Here is a 19,106-nt window from a genome sequence, read left to right as displayed (position 1 = left end):
AGGCGACGTGGGCAACGCACAGCCCGAAGGGGGCACGCAGGGGGGCGACAGCGTGCCGCGCTGGGCCACGGCCGCGATGCAGAACGCGCGCGTGCTCATCGTCGACGACCGTGAGGCGAACGTCCGGCTGCTGCAGGCGATGCTCTCGGCCGCCGGTGTGTCCGAGATCGAGGGCCTGACCGACGCGCGACTCACCGTCGAACGCGTGCTCGAGTTCCGGCCCGACATCCTCCTGCTCGACCTGCACATGCCCAGCATGGACGGCGTGTCGGTACTCGCCGCGCTGCGTGACGCGTTGCCGGCCGACACGTTCCTTCCCGTCGTCGTCCTCACCGCCGACGTCTCGCCCGGCGCGCGCGAACGCGCGCTCGCGGCCGGCGCGAAGGATTTCTTGACGAAGCCGATCGACCGTCTCGAAGTGCTGTTGCGCGTCAGCAACCTGCTCGAGACGCGCGCGCTGTATCTGCGCGTGCACAGCGACCGCGCGCAGTTGCAACACGAGCTCGAGCAGCAGCGTCTGCGCGAACGGCTGCTCGACGAGAAGCGGCGCGGGCGCATGGAGCGCATCGACCGCGCGTTGCTCGACGGCGGCATGCACATCGAGTTCCAGCCCATCGTCGACCTCGAGTCGAGTCACGTCGTCGGTGTCGAGGCGCTCGCGCGCTTCGCGGGTCCGCCGCACCGTCCGCCGGATCAGTGGTTCGCGGAGGCCGCGACCATCGGCCGCGGCGTCGAGCTCGAGCTGCTCGCGATCGAGCGTGCGCTCGTTCATCTCGGTTCGTTGCGCGACACGCTCTTCGTGTCGCTCAACGTGTCGCCCATGACGGCGCGGAGCGTGGCGCTCGACGACTGCCTCGCGCGCGTTCCGCTCGACCGTGTGGTCCTCGAGCTCACCGAGCACACCAAGATCCGCGATTACCACGTCTTGCGCGTCTCGCTCGATCGGTTCCGCGAGCGCGGCTGCCGCATCGCGGTCGACGACGCCGGCGCCGGGTACGCGGGACTCCAGCACATCCTCAGCCTCCAACCCGACGTGATCAAACTCGATCACGGGCTCACGCGCAACGTCGACAGCGATCCCGCTCGCCGCGCGCTCAGCGCGTGCCTCGTCCGGTTCGCGGAGGAGATCGGCGCGTACGTCGTCGCGGAAGGCATCGAGACCGAGGCCGAGCTCGACACCCTGCACAGGCTCGGAATCCGGTGGGGACAGGGCTTCTATCTGGCACGACCGGCGCCGGTTCCGGCGACCGAGCTTCCCCACAAGGCGGCGGTAACCCGATGACGCGCACCCACATTCACTCGCGGACCTCGCGGTTCACCCCGCCCGCGCTGTTCGTCGTGCTCGCGGTGCTGACGATCATCGCATCGCTCGTGCTGCACGATTCGGTGCAGGAACAGGAGCACCGGTTGCTGCACGAGCGCGCGGGCGAGGTCGGCGCGTTCCTCACGAGCTCGATCGGCACGCTCGGATCGCAGCTCGGGCTCGTCGGCACGGTGTACGAAGCCGACGGCGCGCAGGGTCGCGCGTTCCAGACGATCGCCGCGGAGTTCACGGCGAACGGTCGTGGCAACCTCGCGATCGTCGCGACCGGCGGCGGCAACGACGTCGTGCGCGCCGCGGCCGGCAAGGGCCTGACAACCGGCGGAACGGTGACGGGGACGCGTGCCGCGCTCGTCGAGCGCGCCACGAAGGCGAAGGGCTTCGTCAGTGTCATCATCCCCGGCGCGACCGGCAACGATCGCGGGCTCGCGTTCGCGCAGGCGATCCCCGGCGGTCTCGTCGTGTACAGCGAGTCGACCATCGGGCCCGTGAAGGTGACCGAGTCGTCACCGAGCTCGCCGTTCAACGAGCTCGAAGGCGCCATCTACACGGGTACGAAGCCGGTGGCGAGCCAGATCCTGTCGACGACGACCACGCATCTCCCGATGAAGGGCGCGGTCGACAGCCGCACCGTCACCGTCGGCGCCGACAAGTGGCTCGTCGTGCTGACGAGCCGGGAACCGCTGGTCGGATCGCTCGCGCTCGCGGTGCCGTGGATCGTCCTCACGCTCGGGCTGTTCGGCTCGGTGATCGTCGCGCTCGTCATCGCGCTGATGATGCGGCGCCGCGCGTACGCGCTGCACCTCGTCGCCGAGCGCACCGCGGTGCTCGAGCAGACGATGGCGGAGCTCGAGATCGCGCGCACGTCGGCCGAGGCCGCGAACGATTCGAAGAGCGAGTTCCTCTCCCGCATGAGTCACGAGCTGCGCACGCCGCTGAACGCGGTACTCGGCTTCGCGCAGCTGCTCGAGATCGAGCCGCTCAGCGAGGAGCAGCGGGAGTCGGTGACGCAGATCGTGAAGGGCGGCCGGCACCTTCTCCAACTCATCAACGAGGTCCTCGACATCTCGCGCATCGAGACCGGGAACCTCGCGCTCTCGGCCGAGCCGGTGCTCCCGACCGACGTCGTGAGCGACGTGCTCGACCTCATCCGCCCGCTCGCCGTCGAGCGCTCGGTGACGATCACGGCGAACCTCGGCGCGGCCGACGCGTACGTCCTCGCCGACCGGCAACGGCTGCGGCAGGTGCTGCTGAACCTGCTGTCGAACGCGGTGAAGTACAACCGCGTCGGCGGCACGATCGCGATCGGCTGCGACCGCCGCGATCCCGGCCAGATCCGGATCAGCGTCACCGACACCGGTGCCGGCATCCCGCTCGAGTCGCAGTCGAAGCTGTTCCAGCCGTTCGAGCGGCTCGGCGCCGAGCAGACGAACGTCGAGGGCACCGGCGTCGGGCTCGCGCTGTCGCGCAAGCTCACCGACGCGATGGGCGGGCGCCTCGACTTCGAGTCGACCGTCGGCCGCGGCAGCACCTTCTACGTGGAGCTGCCGCTGACCGAAGGACCGGTCGAGCGCTTCGAGCGGATGAACCCCGAGCCCGTCGAGGCCGCGGCGCGCGACGCGGCGCGCCACACCGTCCTCTACATCGAGGACAACCTCGCGAACGTGAAGCTCATCGAGCACGTGTTCGCGTCGCGCGGCGACATCGACCTCGTGCCCGCGATGCAAGGGCGCATGGGTCTCGATCTCGCGCGCCGCGAGCCGCCCGCGCTGGTGCTGCTCGACCTGCACCTCACCGACATGGACGGGCGCGACGTGCTGCAGCAGCTGCGCGCCGAGCCCGCGACCGCCGACCTGCCGGTGATCGTGCTGAGCGCCGACGCGACCGAGCGCCAGATCGAGCGTCTGCTCGCCGAGGGTGCGACCGCGTACGTGACGAAGCCCATCGACCTCGCCGAGTTCCTCGCCCGCGTCGACGAGCTCCTGCCGAAGACTCCCACCATCCCGCTCATCGCCGGCTGAGCTCGCGAGGCGGCTGTCAGTTGCGGTGGCGCAGCACCTCGACGCGCTCGTTCAGGGCTTCGATGCCCCAGCCCGCTTCCGGATCCGAGATGCAGCGCACCGGAACGCGCGTGCCGTCGACGAGGAGCAGCGTCGCGGTCGCGGGGCGCAGCGACGAGAAGTTGCCCGAGCGCTCGGTCGGCACGAAGCGATCGACCTGCTCGAGCGCAACGACGCGCGGCGCCTGCGGGTAATTGCGGATCTCGACCCCCGCGCCCGTGATCCGCAGCGTGCTACGCCGCACGAACACGGTCGACGCGACGAACGCGCCCGCGATCAACCCGAGGGGCAGGATCACGAGAAAGGCCGTCACCCGCCGTCTCCTCCGTGATGCCGCGACCGGCGCGCGACATCACGGAGAAGCTAGCGGTGCGCCGCCGCAAGGACGTCAGCCGAGGTACGTGTCGACCGACGGCACTCGGGTGAATCCGGTGGGGGCGTCGACCGTCAGGAGCGCGCCGTTCGCGCCGCTGGCCGGCAGCCAGGCGACATCGCTCCGGATCGCGGTCCGGCCCTGGGCATCCTGGCCGACCGCGACCCGCACCGGCAGATTCGTCGTGGCGTCGATCCACAGCGATGATCCCTCGGCCGCCGTGAGCTCGTAGGCCTGTACACCGTCGATCACCTGGGTGCCGGGCTGCCGGGTGAAGTCGCCCGACTCGAGGAGCGTGCGCACACCGTCGGCCGACAGTGTCGCGCCCTGGACGAGGTTCTTCGCGACTCCGACGCCCTGCACGCCGGGACAGGTGCCGTCGCTGCAGTCGATCGGGCGGTGACTCCACGGGATCGTCGCCTCCGACCACACGTGATCGGCGTAGCCGACCTCGGTCGTCGTGAGCTGCCCGTCGGCATACGAGTAGAGGATGTCGAGCGCCTTGGCGCCGCTCGCGTCGTAGGTCGTGATGTGCAGCACGGAGCCGTCGGCCGAGACCCAGCGGTCCGCCGACCGCCCGTCGTCGAACGTCGAGTGCACGTGGAACCCGTCGTCCGCGACACCGTCGACCGCGGCGCGCACCGCGGCCGCGAGGTCGACGTCGGCCCGACGATGCGTCACCGCGCTCGGCGCGGCGCCACCACCGGCGTGCGCGTCGGATACCGCGATCGCGGTCGCGGGCACGAGCAGCGCGACGCTCGCGGCGACGGCGATGGCGCGCCCGCGATGCACGCGCCGCGGGTGGTATTCGTGGCGCACGAGACGCTGCGCGACATCGTCGGACACGTCGTCGGCGCTGCGAGCGAACGCGGCGCGGACGTCGGCTTCGAGGGTGGTCGTCACGGGGCACTTCCTTCGTCGTCGGGAACGGTCACGAGGTCGGCGGCGCGGACGGGGGGATCCGCGTCGCCCGCTTGGCTGAGATCGACGCGCAGGCTCCGGCGGAGCCGCAGCATCGCTCGCCACGCGGTCTTCTTCACGGTGCCGGTCGAGCAGCCGAGCAGCCGCGCGATCTCGCGCTCGGGCAGGTCGTCCCAGTAGCGCAGCACCATCAGCGCGCGCTCCTTGCGCGGGAGCTCGCCGAGCGCGCGCCGCAGGCCGTCGTGCTCGTCGACGGAGTGCAGCGCCTGCGTCGCGCGGTGATCGGCGATCACCCGCAACGCGTCGTCGGGCACCGCGAGCTCGTCACGGCGACGCCGGCGATGGGCCGAGCCGTCGAGCACGAGGTTCACGAGCACCCGGCGGGCATACGCGATCGGCTGGTCCATCGTGCGGACGCGGTCCCACCGGCGCGCGACGCGCAGGAACGTCTCCTGCACGAGGTCCTCGCTCTCGGCGAGATCCCACGTCATGAGGTACGCCGTGCGCGCGAGCCCGGCCGCGGCGTCGGCGACGAACTCCTCGAACTGTCGCCGTGCGCCTCGCCGATGCAGCCACTCCATTGCGCCTCCCGCGTTTCGACGCCGTCACTCCCTTCAACCCCCGGAGCCGGTCGCGAGGTTGGCCGGAAATCGGCGAGACTGCGATTCCCCCTCGAGCAGGACGGTTCCGATGCAGGAGCTCGACATCCTCACCGACTCGGTCGCGGCCTTCCGTGCCGACGTCGAGACGCTCTCCCCCGCCGACTTGCGGACCCCCGCCTACCCGTCGGAGTGGACGGTCGCGCAGGTGCTCTCGCACCTCGGGTCGGGCGCCGAGATCTTCATCGCGTCGGTCGACACCGGGCTCGGTGGTCCTGCGTCGTCACCCGAGCCGGTCTGGGACCGCTGGAACGCGAAGGATCCCGACGCGCAAGCGGCCGACTTCGTGCGTGTCGACCGCGCGCTCGTCGACCGGCTCGACGCGCTGACTCCCGACGAGCGGGCGCGGTTCGCGTTCTCGATGGGCCCCCTCGATCTCGACCTGCCCGGGTTCATCCGGATGCGGATCAACGAGCACACGCTGCACTGGTGGGATGTGGCGGTCGTGCGCGATCCGAGCGCCGCGCTGTCGAGCGCCGCGGTCCCGCTCATCCTCGAGTCGGTGCCGATGATCGCGGGCTGGGCCGGGCACGCGCCCGAGGGCGGCGCGACCCTCGACGTCGTCGTGGCGACGACGGATCCCGCGCACCGGTTCGCGCTCACCGTCGACGTCAACGGGGTGCGCCTCGCACCGGCCGGCGCCGATCACGATGCGCCCGCGCTCGAGCTCCCGGCCGAGGCGCTCATCCGACTCGTGTACGGACGCCTCGACGCCGCGCACACACCACCCGTCGACGGCGACCCCGCCGTCCTCGACGCGATCCGCCCGCTGTTTCCCGGTCTGTAGCTTCTGGTCGGGCTCGCAGGCATCGCCCTCCTCGACGCGTCAGCCTCCGAGTCGGGCGGGCCGCAAAGCGATCCGCCCCTCGTCGCGGGAAACAAAGAGTCAATCGGGGAGCATCGGCATCGACAGGCCGGTGTCGCGGCCGAGCAGCACCGCGCGCGTCACCGCCGTCGTACCGAATTTCTCGCGGACGTCGTCGAGCGCGCGGTCGAGCTGGACCCCGAGCTCGGGTTCGAGGGGTAGCTCGAGCTGCAGCGAGTCGACGTCGTCGAGATTCCCGACCGAGATCCCGACGAGCGTGAGCCCGTCGCGTTCGATCGTTCGGGTGACGGTCGCGAGCAGCCCGCGCGCCGCCGTGAGGATCGTGTCCGTGTGCGCGGTCGGCCGGCGCATCGTGTGCGAGCGGGTCGCGCGCGAGAAGTCGTCGAAGCGCAGCCGGAGCATCACGGTGCGGCCGACGCGATTCGCGGCGCGCATCCGGCGCGTGACCCGATCGACGAGACCGACGAGCACCGCGTCGATGTCGGCGAGCGATCGGCGCCGACGGCCGAGCGCGTGCTGCGACCCGATCGACCGGCGCCGGCGACGCGCGTGCACCGGCCGCGGGTCGCGGTTGTGCGCGAGCGCGTGGAGGTGCCGGCCCGACGCCGGCCCGAGCAACGCGACGAGCGTCGCCTCTCCGAGCCGCGCGACCTCCCCGACCGACGTGATCCCCTTCTCCTCGAGCTTCGCCGAGGTGATGGGTCCGACGCCCCACAGCCGCCGAACCGGGAGGGGGTGCAGGAACGCGATCTCCTCCGCGGGCGGCACGGCGAGCAGGCCGTCGGGCTTGGCGATCCCGCTCGCAACCTTGGCGAGGAACTTCGTGCGCGCGACCCCGACCGTGATCGGCAGTCCGACCCGTTCCAGCACCTCGCGGCGCAGTCGCGCCCCGATCTCGGTCGGGGTGCCGGCGACCCGCCGCAGCCCGCCGACCTCGAGGAAGGCCTCGTCGATCGAGACCCCCTCGACCCACGGGGTCGTGTCGTCGAACACCGCGAACACGGCCCGGCTCGCCTCGGTGTAGGCCGAGAAGCGTGGGCCGACGACGACGGCGTGGGGGCACAGTTGCCGCGCCGCGCGGCCGCCCATTGCGGTGCGCACACCGCACGCGCGGGCCTCGTAGCTCGACGACAGGACGACGCCGCCGCCCACGATCACGGGCCTTCCGCGCAGTCGGGGATCGTCGCGCTGCTCGACCGACGCGTAGAAGGCGTCGAGGTCGGCGTGCAGGATCGTCGCCTCGTCGAACACGAACACATGTTCGTATAACCGGAGCCGCCGAGCAAGGCCCGTTCACGCGGCCGACGGCGTGAGCGGAGCGAGCGTCGAGGCTCGCCGGCGAGCGTACGAGTCGGCGAGTGAGGCGTTGCCGCCGAAGGCGCGAGCGAAAAGGCGCCGCATTCGGCCAGTGTGAGGAGAAGGTGAGGCTCTCGCTCAAGAAATGCCCAACGGAATGCCGATGAAGTCGCATGACCGTCGCGATCGCACCTCTCGCCACCGACCGTCGCCAGAGCATCCGGGTGCTGTGGGCCGACGACGATCCGATGATCCGCACGGTCATGGCGACCAACCTCGAGGCCGAGGGCTTCGACGTGCAGACCGTCGCCGACGGCGACGAGGCGTACGAGGCGGCGGTGCTCATCGGCCCCGACGTGCTCGTGCTCGACGTGATGATGCCGGGCCGCGACGGCTACGAGGTGCTGCGCGCGCTGCGGGCGAACCCGACGACCGCGTCGATGCCGGTCGTCCTGCTCAGCGCCAAGGCCACCGACGCCGAGGTGTGGGAAGGCTGGAAGGCCGGCGCCGACTACTACATCACCAAGCCGTTCAACCCGACCGAGCTCACCGACTTCATCGAGCACCTGCTCCTCTCCGTCCCCGACGACGGCGACGACTTCCCGATGGTGGCCGACGCGTGAAGCCGTCGTCGCGCGGCCTGCGCCGCGCTGCCTGGCTCGTCGTGCCCGCGGTGGCGGCGCTCGCATTCGCGGGCGCCGGTGTCGCGCCCACGGTCGCGAGCGCGTCGACCACGCGCAGCCACGCGGTCGTGGTCGAAGGCGCGAGCATCGGCGCGGCCAGTGCGGCCGTGCGTCGCGCCCACGGTCACGTCGACAGCGCGATCGAGGTCGTGAACGCGGTCAGCGCGCACGTCGACGACGCGGGCTACCGCGCGCTGACGAACGACTCCGACGTCCGGGTGACGCCCGACGTCGACCTGCACGCGACCGGAAAGACGTTCCCGATCGCGGCGAACACGTTCACCACCGTCGACTCGCAGCTCACCTCGCTCGCGCTCGGACCGAAGTGGTCGCTCGACGCAGGCGACGGCGTCGGCGTCGCGTTGATCGACACCGGCGTGAACGCGACGCCCGACCTGCGCGGCAGCCGCCTCGTCAAAGGCCCCGACTTCTCGGGCGAGGGCGACGGCGTCGACCGCTACGGGCACGGCACGTTCATGGCCGGACTCATCGCCGGCGACGGCACCGCGAGCAGCTCCGGCGGCACCCGCCACACGGGCGTCGCCCCGGGCGCCACGGTTGTGTCGGTGAAGGTCGCGGGCGCCAACGGCTCGACGTCGCTGTCGAAGCTCCTCATGGGCATCGGCTGGGTCATCGCGCACGAGGACGACTACGACATCGGCGTCGTCAACCTGTCGTTCGGTGCCGACGTGAACCTTCCGTATCTCTTCAACCCGCTGTCGGCCGCGGTCGAGGCCGCGTGGGCGTCGGGGATCACCGTCGTCACTTCGTCCGGCAACGAGGGCGCGGGCACGGTGACGTCGCCCGGTGACGACCCGTGGGTCGTGACCGTCGGCGCGACCGACTCGACCGGCACGACCTCGACGGCGAACGACAAGCTCGCGTCCTTCTCGGGTCGTGATCGCTTCTTCGGCTACTCGAAGCCCGACGTGGTCGCGCCGGGCGTCTCGGACGTGTCGTTGCGCGCGGTGAACTCGGCGGTCGACGTCGCGAATCCGAGCGCGCGGGTCGGCGACAGCTACTTCCGCGGGACCGGCACGTCGATGTCGACGGCACTGGTGTCGGGCGCGGCGGCCGTCGTGCTCGCCGACCACCCGCAGGCCACCCCCGATGATGTGAAGGGCGCGCTCATCGACGGTGGGATCGACATCAAGGGCAGCACCGCACCGGCGGTGAGCGTGAGTGGCGCCGACTCGGCGACGCCGCGCTCCGACTGGTGGCAGCGCTTCCCGATCGCATTCGGAGGGCTGGGTCGAGGCTTCATGGGCATGCCGTGGACGGCATCGCGCTGGACCGCCAGCCGATGGACGGCGAGCCGGTGGACGGCTTCGCGCTGGACCGCATCGCGTTGGACGGCTTCACGCTGGACCGACGCGCAGTGGGCCAACGCGGACTGGTCGGCCAGCCGCTGGACCGCGAGCCGTTGGACGGATGCCTCGTGGAACTCGATGGCCTGGGGCTGACGCCGAGCCCGACGCCCGCCCCACCAACCCGAGCCACTGACCGGATCGGGTTCCGCATCGCGCCCCTGATCGGGCTGCAATTGCTGCTCGCGGCGGTCGTGATCGCGATCAACGCGCACGCGCACGCGCACGTCGGGTCACCCGCGCTCGTCGTCGCGTACACGGTCGCGTTCGCGGCTGCGGGCGCGTTCAACATGCGGCTCGAGTTCCGCCGCCACCAGTTCACGTTCACGCTCGCGGAGGCGGTGCTCTCGGCGTCGTTCTTCGCGCTCGGTCCGATCGGCGTCGGTATCGCCGCCGCGGTCGGCGAAGGCGTCTCGCTCGGCGCGCAGCGCGTCGCGCCGTTGAAGACCGCGTACAACGTCGGCAACCGGCTCGCGTCGGCACTCGTCGCAGCATCGGTGTTCCAGGCGATCGGGCACACGCACGCCGGCGACGCGGTGGCCTGGGCGATCGCGATCGGCGCCGCGCTCGTGTTCGCGTCGTTCGACACGATCTTCACCGCCGCGGTGCTCGCGACCGTCGAGCACGAGCGATTCGAGACCGTGCTCACGCAGTCGGTGCCGACGGCCGCGCTCACGACGCTCGGGGGCGCGCCGCTCGGCGTCATCGCCGTCGGTCTCGCGCGCCACAGCCCGTTCGCGCCGCTGCTGCTCGTGCCGCTGATCGCGACGGTCATGTTCAACTCCCGCCACGCCGCCGCGCAGCGCGACGAGCATCTGCGCTTCGAGCGCTTGCACGAAGCGTCGACCCGGACCGCGCACGTCGTCGACCTGCACGACGCGCTCCGCCTCCTCGCGACCGAGGCGGTCGGCCTCGCGACCGGCATCGGCGCGTTGTGCTGCACGACCGACGCCGCCGGCGAGTGGGTCGGCGTCACCGTCGACGACGAGGGTCGCTGGCGGCACTCCGCGGCACCGGTCGTGCGCGAGGTGCGGCGACTCACGGCGCGTGGACTCGGCCGCGAGATCGAGCTCGATCGCGCGATGCCGGCGTTGTCGACCGCGTTCCCCGACGCCGCGAGCGTCGTCATCACGCGCGGCGGTGCCGACGGCGCGGCCCCGATCGTGATGGCGGTGCTGCGCGAGGGTCATCCCGACATCAGCGCGCCCGCGCGCGTGCAGACCCTCAACGCGTTCGCGAACCACGCGTCGCTCACCGCCGCGAACGCGCGGCTCTACGCCGAGCTCGAAGACGCGCTGAACCGGCAGGTCGACCTCAACCGCCAGAAGGGCGACTTCGTCGCGACCGTCTCGCACGAGCTGCGCACGCCGCTCGCGGTCATGCTTGCCGCGAACCACACGCTGCGGAAGCTCGCCGACCGCATCGCCGAGCCGAAGCGACTCGAGCTGCTCGACGCGTCGATCGAGAACGGCAATCGACTCCAGCGCCTCATCGAGGAGCTGCTGCTCGTCGCCGCGGCCGAGCACCAGCAGGCCGAGACGGTGCGCGGCGCGACCGACCTCGAGCCCCTCGTCGCGGAGCTCGAGCGCGAGCTCACGACGCACACGGGCGGGCGTTTGTGTGTGCGCACACCGCGCCCGCTGCCGACCGTCATGGCCGAGCCCGAACGGCTACGGCAGATCATGCTCAACCTCGTCGACAACGCCAACAAGTACGCGCCCGACGGGCCGATCGACCTGTACGTGACGACCGTCGCCGAAGCCGTTCGCATCGCGGTCGTCGACCACGGTCCCGGTATCCCCGAGGCCGACCGCGTCCGCGTCTTCGAGCAGTTCGTGCAGCTCGACCAGTCGTCGACGCGACGGCAGGGTGGAACCGGTCTCGGCCTCTACCTCTGCCGGCAGCTCGCGGCGCTCATCGGCGGCGCGCTCACGCTCGAACCCGAGGCCGACGGCGGCTGCCGCTTCACGCTCACGGTCGCCGCGGCACCGGCCGACGGCGGTGACGCGTCACCGACGGACGACGCACGGCCGAGCGTCCCGCCCCGCTTCGCGAGCGTGCGGGCACGACCGGCGAACCTGGAACGCGAGGCCGCGCCGCCGGCGCAGCTGCTCACCACGGACTGAACCGAGCGCGGCCCGTTCCCGACCCGGACGAGCCCGCCCGCTCGCCTCGGCCGGCCGGAACCGTGCGGGTCACTGGGAGTCCCGCAACGATTCCGGGCGCGAAGACCGACGGAAGATCGCCCCGCCTTCCTGCCAGCTACGGGCCCCACAGACCCCCAGGTCGGCAGCGGGCGATCACCCGTCGGCCCCCCACGGCCTCCCGTTGTACGACTCCTGGGCAAAGCGCCTGCAAAACCTGTGAAAGCCCTGGTCGCAGGGCCGCAAACGAGGCCACGCCGACGGGCGGACCGGCGCCTCCGGGCGCGAGAATCGCACGATGCCGACCACGACGTGCCCCTGCGGGACCACCGTCGAGGGCGCCGACCGCGAGGCGCTGGCCGCGGCGATGGTCGAGCACTGCGGGATCGCGCACCCCGAGTGGGGCCTGTCGACGCAAGCCGCCCTCAACTTCCTGGACGCGTTCGACCGGCTGACCGGGCCGACCGCGCGGCTCGACACGGTCGGTCCGATCGAGGTGCGCCCGGCCGCTTCGTGCGTCGCCGACGTCGTGTCGTTCTTCGACCACGACGCGTTCGCCGACAACCCGGGCTGGGCGTCGTGCTACTGCCGTTGCCACCACGTGGCCGCCGAAGGGTGGGGCGATCGTCCGGCGGCCCGGAACCGCGACGAGTTGGAATCCGGATTGCGCGACGGCGCGATGACCGGATTCGTCGCGACGGTCGGCGGTCGCGTCGCGGGATGGTGCAATGCGTCGCGGCGCGCCACGATGCCGAGGCATCGCGACGACACATCAGCCGACGATCAGACCGCGTCGGTCGTCTGCTTCGTCGTCGCGCCTCCCTACCGCGGCCACGGGGTCGCGCGCGAGCTGCTCGCGACCACGATCGAAGCGCTGCGCGCGTCGGGCGCGACGGCGGTCGAGGCCTATCCATTGCGCAATCCCGCCGACGGCGCGGCCGCGTATCACGGCACCGTCGGCATGTTCGAGGCCGCGGGCTTCGACGTCACGCGCGACGACGACCACGGCATCGTGATGCGGAGGACCCTGTGACCGCGGTGAGCACCCTCACGCCCGTCGCCATCCCCGCGGCGCGCTACACCGATCCCGAATTCGCGCGACGCGAGGAAGACCGGCTCTGGCCGCGCGTGTGGCAGCTCGCGTGCTCGCTCGATCACGTCGCGCGCGCGGGCGACTGGTACGAGTACCGCATCGGTCACTTCTCGGTACTGATCGTGCGGGGCGACGACGGCGAGCTGCGCGCGTTCCAGAACGCGTGCCGTCACCGCGGCAGCGAGCTGTGCTCCGGTTCCGGCGAGGGGCGCACCGAGATCCGCTGCCCGTTCCACCGCTGGACGTGGGATCTCCAGGGCCGTCTGCGCGAGATCCCGTCGCGGCGCGAGTTCGGCGTGCTGAACGACGACCTACCGCTCGTGCCGGTGCAGGTCGACACGTGGGGTCCGCTCGTGTTCGTGAACCTCGATCCCGGCGCGGGACCGCTCGCGGAGTTCCTCGAGCCCGTGCCCGCCGACAGCGCGTGGGCCGACCTCGACACGTTCCACTGCGCGGCCGCGGTCTCGGTACCCGCGCGGTGCAACTGGAAGACGCTCATCGACGGGTTCAGCGAGACGTACCACGTGCAGGGAATCCATCGCGAGATGCTGCCGATGTGCGACGACGTGAACGGCCCGCAGATCGCGTGGCAACGCCACGGCAAGCTCGAACAGCCGTACGGGCTCGCGTCGCCACGGTTGCGCGACCGGCCCGACGACCAGCGCGTGTGGGAGGCGTTCGTCGAGATCATGGGGAACCGCGTCGGGCTCGAGCTCGTCGGCGATCCGGGACCCGCGCCGGTCGTCGGCGAGGGTCGCACGTTGCGCGACGAGATCGCCGCGATCATTCACGAGCGGGCGCGCGAGCGCGGTCTCGACTACTCGCACCTCACGCTCGATCAGACGCTGAACATGTCGCAGTACAACCTGTTCCCGAACATCACGGTGCTCGTGTTCTCCGACATGCTCAACGTCGTGCGCGCGCGTCCGGGCGCGACGCACCTCGACTCGTTCATGGACGCATGGACGTTCGACCGCCGGCCCACGGGTTCGGAGCGCACGCGACCGTTCGAGCTCGACCTCGACCCCGACGGTGAGCTGCCGCTCGGCATCGTGCTGAACCAGGACCTCGCGAACTTCGCGCGCAGCCAGCGCGGGCTGCACCAGCCGGGGATCACGCATCTCCACGTGTCGCCCACCGAGGAACGGCGCATCGTGAACCTGCACCGCAATCTCGAGGACTACCTCGGCATCGTCCCCTCCGAGCTCGCCCGTCTGTAGTGGTACTGCGTTATCGGCATATCGCCGATTAACGCAGTACCACTACGACCACCGCGACCACCGCGACCACCGCGTAGGCGGGTCGCCGTCAACCGATCAGGTCGTGTGCGAACTGGTCGAGCTGCGTCCGCCATTCGGCGCGGGTGTCGGCGGGGAATCCGATCGTGACCCAGCCGACGCCGAGCTCCGCGAGCTCCGCGAGCTCGTCGCGCTGCGCGCCGAGCTCGACGCTGCGACCGAGCGAGCGCGAGAACAGCGCGCAGCACACGTCGAGCGGCTCGGTCCGGCCCACGGTCTGCGCGTGCTCGTGTGCGTAGTCGAGCCGTTCCTTGAGGTCTGCGACCGATTCGAGCTTCGGCGTCTTCAGCGCGCGGCTCGCGGCCTGCGGATTCGGGAACGGCAGCCAGCCCTGCCCGCGCTCGACCGCGCGCCGGATCGCGAGCTTGCTGTTGCCACCGATCCAGATCGGCGGGTGCGGCTGCGCGACCGGATGCGGGGCCATCGTCGCGCCGCGCGCACGGAAGTGCCGGCCCTCGATCGCGACGCCGTCGGTCGTCCAGATCGCGACCATCGTGTCGATGGCCTCGTCGGTGAGCTCGTTGCGCTCGTCGAACTCGACACCGAGCGCGCCGAACTCCGGCCGCAGGTATCCCGACGCGACACCGAGGATCACGCGCCCGTTCGACATGCGGTCGAGGCTGAGCACCGACTTCGCGGAGAGGAACGGGTTGCGGTACGCAAGGATGAAAACGTGCGTCTGGAGTCGCAGCGTCGTCGTCGCGGCGCCCGCCGTCGCGAGCACGACCATCGGATCGAGCGCGTGGTGGCCCCCGGTCGCGAGCCACCGATCGTCGGGACAGGGATGATCGGTGACGTAACAGGCCGAGAAACCGGCGGCCTCCGCGGCGCGGGCCATCTCCGCGACCGCGCCGCCCGTGACGAACTCCGACGCCGCGTCGACGCGATCCGTCGGCAGACCAACCGAGAACTGCATCGTCGTCGGTTCCGAACTACGCCGTGCGCGCGCCGCGCACGAGCTGTCCCGGACGCGCACCCTGATCGGCACCCTCGCGCAGTGTGACCGCGCCGCGCTTGACGGTCGCGACGTAGCCGTCGGCACCCTGCACGAACCTGCGGCCGTCGCCGGGGAGGTCGTGCACCATGCGCGGCGCGTGCAGCGTGAGCGCGTCGAGGTCGATGAGATTGCAGTCGCCGAGCTTGCCGGGCACGAGCGCGCCACGATCGCCGAGCCCGTAGAGCGACGCGGTCTCGCTCGTCATCTTGCGCACGACCCACTCCAGCGGCAGCTTGCCCTCGGCCCGGTCGCGCACCCAGTGCGTGAGCATGAATGTCGGCGTGCTCGCGTCGCACGTCGTGCCGCAGTGCGCGCCGCCGTCGCCGAGCCCCCACGCGCTCGTCGGGTGCTGCAGCATCTCGCGCACCGGATCGAGATTGAAGTCGGAGTAGTTGAGCAGCGGCCGCAGCACGAGCGCGTCGCCGTCGTCGTCCATGAGCGCGTCGTAGAAGACCTCGAACGGATCGCAGCCGCGTGCACGCGCCTGCGCGGCGAGGCTCGTCGCGCGTGCGGGCTCGTAGTCGGGCGGCGCGCCGAGCGGGAAGATGCGCTCGGGGTCGAGAAACTGCATGAAACCGGGGTCGATGTGGTGCGCCTCGTCGAGCAGCTTCTGCCGCAGCTCGGCATCGCGCATGCGCTGCACGCGCTCGGCGACCGAGAGGAACCCGAGCGGGCCCCACGACGGGCAGTACGAGAACGGGTGGAACGTCTGCAGCCCGAGCAGCAGGCTCACCGGCCGCCCCGCGACCTGCGGCCGCACGCGCGCACCCTCCGCCGTCGCCTGCGAACAGAGCTCGAGCATGTGCCGCCACGCGTCGGGATCGTGATCGTTCTGCGTGAGCGCGAACGTCACCGGACGGCCGATCGCCGCCGACAACCGTCGCATCCAGTGCATCTCGCGGTCGGGTGCGTCGAGGTCCTCGCCGAGCGCGCCCGCCGGCGCGAGCTCGAATACGCCGGTGCCGAGGTCGCCCAGCGCCGCGCCGATGCCGAACAATTCGTCTTCCGCGGCGAACGTTCCCGGCACGGGCTCGCCGTCGATCGCCATGTGCACGATCGTGCGACTCGTGGAGAAGCCGAGCGCGCCGGCGGCGATGCCTTCGCGCACGATCGCGGCCATCTGCTCGATGTCGTCTTCGGTCGCGGGCTCGTTGCGCGCACCGCGCTCGCCCATCACGTAGCCGCGCACTGCGCCGTGCGGCACCTGCGTGCCGATGTCGAGCACCTTCGGCACGCCGTCGATCGCGTCGAGGTACTCGGGGAACGACTCCCACGACCACTGGATGCCCTCGGAGAGCGCGGCGCCGGGGATGTCCTCGACACCCTCCATCAACCCGATGAGCCAGTCGTGCTTGTCGGGCTTGGCCGGCGCGAAGCCGACGCCACAGTTGCCCATCACGATCGTGGTCACTCCGTGCCAACACGTCGGGGTGAGCAGCGGATCCCACGTGATCTGGCCGTCGAAGTGCGTGTGCACGTCGACGAAGCCGGGCGTGACGACGAGCCCGTCGGCATCGAGCGTCTCGCGCGCGGCACCGTCGACCCTGCCGACCTCGGTGACGACGCCGTCGGTGATCGCGACGTCGGCCGTGCGCGGTGCGGCGCCGGTGCCGTCGACGATCGTGCCGCCCTTCACCACGAGGTCGTGCATCGCGTTTCCCCCTTCGCCGACTCCGGCCGCGGTCAGCCTACCGGCGACCTCTGCGCCCGTTACTCCCAGTGCAGGACGGCGGGATCCGACCAGCCGCTCGACGGGCCACTGCCGGAGAGCACCTCGTACCATCGACCAGCACGCCGACAGCAGTAGACCCAATCGCCATGGTTGTGGTCGTCATCGGTCGCGAGCACGACTTCCGCGCGATCGCCCACGACCTCGACGGCGACGACTCGGGCGCGCGCGGACGGCGTCGAAGCCCATCCCGCGAGCGCCGCGTCCTCAGGTGAGTCGAAGCCGTCCCGTTTCGAGGTCAAGCAGTCAGCGCACGGTCTCGAAGAAGGCGCGGACGTCGTCGATCAGCAGGTCGGGCTCCTCGAGCGCTGCGAAGTGGCCGCCGCGGTCGAACCGGGTCCAGCGGGTCACGTTGTACATGTTGTCCGCCCAGCTGCGCGGCATCTTCAGGATCTCCTTCGGGAACAGCGCGCAGCCGACGGGGACCTCGACGCGATCGAAGGGTGGGAACCGACCGCTGCGCTGCGACTCGCAATAGAGCCGCACCGACGAGTTGATCGTGCCTGTCACCCAGTAGACGGTGAGGTTCGTGAGGATCTGGTCGCGCGTGACCGCGGTCTCGAGGTCGCCGTCGTGATCGGTCCACGCGTAGAACTTCTCCGCGATCCAACCCGCGAGCCCCGCGGGCGAGTCGTTCAATCCGTAGCCGAGCGTCTGCGGGTTCTTGCCCTGGATCTGCTGGTACGCGGTGCCGTTGTTCATGAACTCGCCCATGCGCGCGAGATCCGCTTGCTCTTCGGCGCTGAGCTCCGGCCCGGCTTCGGGCGGCGCGCCGAGCACCATGTTGATGTGCACACCCGCGCAGTGCTCCGCGTCGAGCGTGCCGATCTGACTCGACACCATCGAGCCCCAGTCGCCACCCTGCGCGCCGTAACGGTCGTATCCGAGGCGCGCCATCAGCACCTTCCACGCTTCCGCGATGCGGCGTACGTCCCACCCGCTGTCGCGCGTCGGTCCCGACCATCCGTATCCGGGCATCGACGGACAGACCACGTGGAACGCGTCCTTCGGATCGCCGCCGTGCGCGCGCGGGTTGCAGAGCGGGTCGATGATGTCGAGGAACTCCGACACCGAGCCCGGCCACCCGTGCGTGATCACGAGCGGCAGCGCGTCCGGTTCCGGCGAACGCGCGTGGATGAAGTGCACGGTCTGGCCGTCGATCTCGGTGAGGCCGTGCGGCCAGCGGTTGAAGCGCGCTTCCTGCGCCGACCAGTCGAACGTCGTGCGCCACGTCTCGCAGAGCTCGCGCAGGTACTCGCCGTCGGTGCCGTAGCCCCAGCCCGATCCGGGAATCTGGTCGGTCCAGCGCGTGCGCGCGAGCCGGTCGCGCAAGTCGTCGAGGACGGCCGGAGCCACCTCGACGCGGAAGTCTCGGATCTCGTCGTTCGCCATGGGCGCGCAGTCTGGTCGACACGCGGCGGGTTCGTACACTGCGGCCGATGCTGCCCGATCCGCTCCAGATCTTTCGGCTCGACGACCGGGTCGCGATCGTCACCGGCGCGAGCAGCGGGCTCGGTTCGCGATTCGCGCGCGTGCTCGCGGCGGCCGGCGCGCGCGTCGTCCTCACCGCGCGGCGCGCCGACCGGCTCGACGCGCTGGCGAGCGAGTTGCCCGACGCGCTCGTCATGCCCGGCGACATCACTGCGGCGGACATGCCGGCCCGGCTCGTCGACGCCGCGCTCGATCGCTACGGACGGCTCGACGTCGTCGTGAACAACGCGGGCGCGAGCGATCCCGTGCCCGCCCTCGACGAGCCGTCGGACCACTTCCGCGCGACGGTCGACCTCGATCTCATCGCGCCCTTCGAGGTCGCGCGTGCCGCCGCGCGCGCGATCGTCGAGCGCGGCGCACGCGGGAGCATCGTCAACGTCGCGTCGATCTGGGGTGTCGTCGGCGTCGGGCAGATCCCTGAAGCGGGCTACGCGGCGTCGAAGGGCGGCATGATCAATCTCACGCGCGAGCTCGCCGCGCAATGGGCGCGCCAGGGCGTGCGCGTGAACGCGCTCGCGCCGGGGTGGTTCCACACCGAGATGACCGACGGCGTGATGTTCGGTTCGGAAGCCGCAGAGAAGTGGATGCGCGCGCGAACGCCGATGGGTCGAGGCGGCGACGCGCACGAGCTCGACGGCGCAATGCTCTTCCTCGCGAGCGACGCGAGCTCGTTCGTCACCGGCACGGTCGTCACCGTCGACGGCGGTTGGACCTGCGTCTGACGTCGGCGACCGGCACCGCTTGACAGGTGACTAAATAGTCACCTATGTTGCTCGGCGTGGACGAGGTGTTCCGCGCGCTGGCCGACCCCAGCCGCCGGCTGCTGCTCGATCAGCTCTTCGACGACG

At 71.1% G+C, this 19,106-nt stretch carries 17 protein-coding genes; 9 read left to right on the top strand and 8 right to left on the bottom strand.

The features are described 5' to 3' along the window. Positions 1-7: 7 nt before the first annotated feature. Together VH914_14405 and VH914_14400 are read left to right on the top strand one after the other, a co-directional pair. Complete coding sequence (locus VH914_14405; protein HEX4492398.1) at positions 8-1,282, top strand: EAL domain-containing response regulator; 1,275 nt, start codon at positions 8-10, stop codon at positions 1,280-1,282. Beyond that, positions 1,279-3,342, top strand: coding sequence for an ATP-binding protein (locus VH914_14400; GenBank protein ID HEX4492397.1), 2,064 nt, complete (start codon positions 1,279-1,281; stop codon positions 3,340-3,342). Before VH914_14405 ends, VH914_14400 begins: the two co-directional genes overlap by 4 nt. A gap of 16 nt (positions 3,343-3,358) precedes the next feature. Here VH914_14400 and VH914_14395 read toward each other — a convergent pair whose 3' ends face one another. The 3 genes from VH914_14395 to VH914_14385 all read right to left on the bottom strand — a co-directional run bounded on the left by VH914_14395 (position 3,359) and on the right by VH914_14385 (position 5,256). Then, a complete protein-coding gene (locus VH914_14395) occupies positions 3,359-3,694 on the bottom strand; it encodes a hypothetical protein (protein ID HEX4492396.1) in 336 nt (111 codons plus the stop codon). A gap of 75 nt (positions 3,695-3,769) precedes the next feature. Then, positions 3,770-4,657, bottom strand: coding sequence for a hypothetical protein (locus VH914_14390; protein ID HEX4492395.1), 888 nt, complete (start codon positions 4,655-4,657; stop codon positions 3,770-3,772). Next, positions 4,654-5,256 carry a SigE family RNA polymerase sigma factor gene (locus VH914_14385; GenBank protein ID HEX4492394.1) on the bottom strand — a complete coding sequence of 201 codons (603 nt, stop codon included), beginning with the start codon at positions 5,254-5,256 and terminating at the stop codon, positions 4,654-4,656. Before VH914_14385 ends, VH914_14390 begins: the two co-directional genes overlap by 4 nt. 109 nt (positions 5,257-5,365) lie before the next feature. Here VH914_14385 and VH914_14380 point away from each other — a divergent pair, with 109 nt between their 5' ends. Beyond that, positions 5,366-6,121, top strand: a complete 756-nt coding sequence (locus VH914_14380; GenBank protein HEX4492393.1) for a maleylpyruvate isomerase family mycothiol-dependent enzyme — start codon at positions 5,366-5,368, stop codon at positions 6,119-6,121. A gap of 99 nt (positions 6,122-6,220) precedes the next feature. On the opposite strand, the gene dinB is transcribed toward VH914_14380, so the two are convergent. Further along, positions 6,221-7,411, bottom strand: a complete 1,191-nt coding sequence (dinB, locus tag VH914_14375) for a DNA polymerase IV (protein HEX4492392.1) — start codon at positions 7,409-7,411, stop codon at positions 6,221-6,223. 218 nt (positions 7,412-7,629) lie between these two features. Here dinB and VH914_14370 point away from each other — a divergent pair, with 218 nt between their 5' ends. From VH914_14370 to VH914_14350, 5 genes are all read left to right on the top strand, one after another. Beyond that, positions 7,630-8,079 carry a response regulator transcription factor gene (locus VH914_14370; GenBank protein ID HEX4492391.1) on the top strand — a complete coding sequence of 150 codons (450 nt, stop codon included), beginning with the start codon at positions 7,630-7,632 and terminating at the stop codon, positions 8,077-8,079. After that, positions 8,076-9,602, top strand: a complete 1,527-nt coding sequence (locus VH914_14365; protein HEX4492390.1) for a S8 family serine peptidase — start codon at positions 8,076-8,078, stop codon at positions 9,600-9,602. The genes VH914_14370 and VH914_14365 overlap by 4 nt, the downstream gene beginning before the upstream one ends. After that, positions 9,578-11,632 (top strand): ATP-binding protein, encoded by a 2,055-nt coding sequence (locus tag VH914_14360; protein HEX4492389.1) that lies wholly within the window; start codon positions 9,578-9,580, stop codon positions 11,630-11,632. The genes VH914_14365 and VH914_14360 overlap by 25 nt, the downstream gene beginning before the upstream one ends. Before the next feature lie 316 nt (positions 11,633-11,948). Further along, the gene (locus VH914_14355) at positions 11,949-12,683 is read left to right on the top strand and encodes a GNAT family N-acetyltransferase (GenBank protein ID HEX4492388.1); all 735 of its coding nucleotides are present in this window, start codon (positions 11,949-11,951) and stop codon (positions 12,681-12,683) included. 5 nt (positions 12,684-12,688) lie between these two features. Next, on the top strand, positions 12,689-13,963 hold the full coding sequence (locus VH914_14350; GenBank protein HEX4492387.1) for an aromatic ring-hydroxylating dioxygenase subunit alpha: 1,275 nt from the start codon (positions 12,689-12,691) through the stop codon (positions 13,961-13,963). An 88-nt stretch (positions 13,964-14,051) separates the two neighbouring features. On the opposite strand, the gene VH914_14345 is transcribed toward VH914_14350, so the two are convergent. From VH914_14345 to VH914_14330, 4 genes are read right to left on the bottom strand one after another with little or no spacing between them, the layout of a single operon-like run. Next, on the bottom strand, positions 14,052-14,957 hold the full coding sequence (locus VH914_14345) for a TIGR03619 family F420-dependent LLM class oxidoreductase (protein ID HEX4492386.1): 906 nt from the start codon (positions 14,955-14,957) through the stop codon (positions 14,052-14,054). 16 nt (positions 14,958-14,973) lie between these two features. After that, the gene (locus VH914_14340) at positions 14,974-16,689 is read right to left on the bottom strand and encodes an amidohydrolase family protein (GenBank protein HEX4492385.1); all 1,716 of its coding nucleotides are present in this window, start codon (positions 16,687-16,689) and stop codon (positions 14,974-14,976) included. A 59-nt stretch (positions 16,690-16,748) separates the two neighbouring features. After that, positions 16,749-17,009 (bottom strand): hypothetical protein, encoded by a 261-nt coding sequence (locus VH914_14335; GenBank protein HEX4492384.1) that lies wholly within the window; start codon positions 17,007-17,009, stop codon positions 16,749-16,751. A 4-nt stretch (positions 17,010-17,013) separates the two neighbouring features. Further along, positions 17,014-18,159 carry an epoxide hydrolase gene (locus VH914_14330; protein ID HEX4492383.1) on the bottom strand — a complete coding sequence of 382 codons (1,146 nt, stop codon included), beginning with the start codon at positions 18,157-18,159 and terminating at the stop codon, positions 17,014-17,016. Positions 18,160-18,206: 47 nt separating this feature from the next. Between VH914_14330 and VH914_14325 the strand changes: the two genes are divergently transcribed. Beyond that, positions 18,207-18,980, top strand: coding sequence for an SDR family oxidoreductase (locus VH914_14325; GenBank protein HEX4492382.1), 774 nt, complete (start codon positions 18,207-18,209; stop codon positions 18,978-18,980). Positions 18,981-19,106 lie beyond the last annotated feature (126 nt).

This window comes from Acidimicrobiia bacterium, assembly GCA_036271555.1.
Lineage (GTDB): Bacteria > Actinomycetota > Acidimicrobiia > IMCC26256 > PALSA-610 > DATBAK01.
The sequence above is the reverse complement of the archived record's forward strand: the minus strand, read 5'-3'. Positions and strand labels throughout refer to the sequence as shown.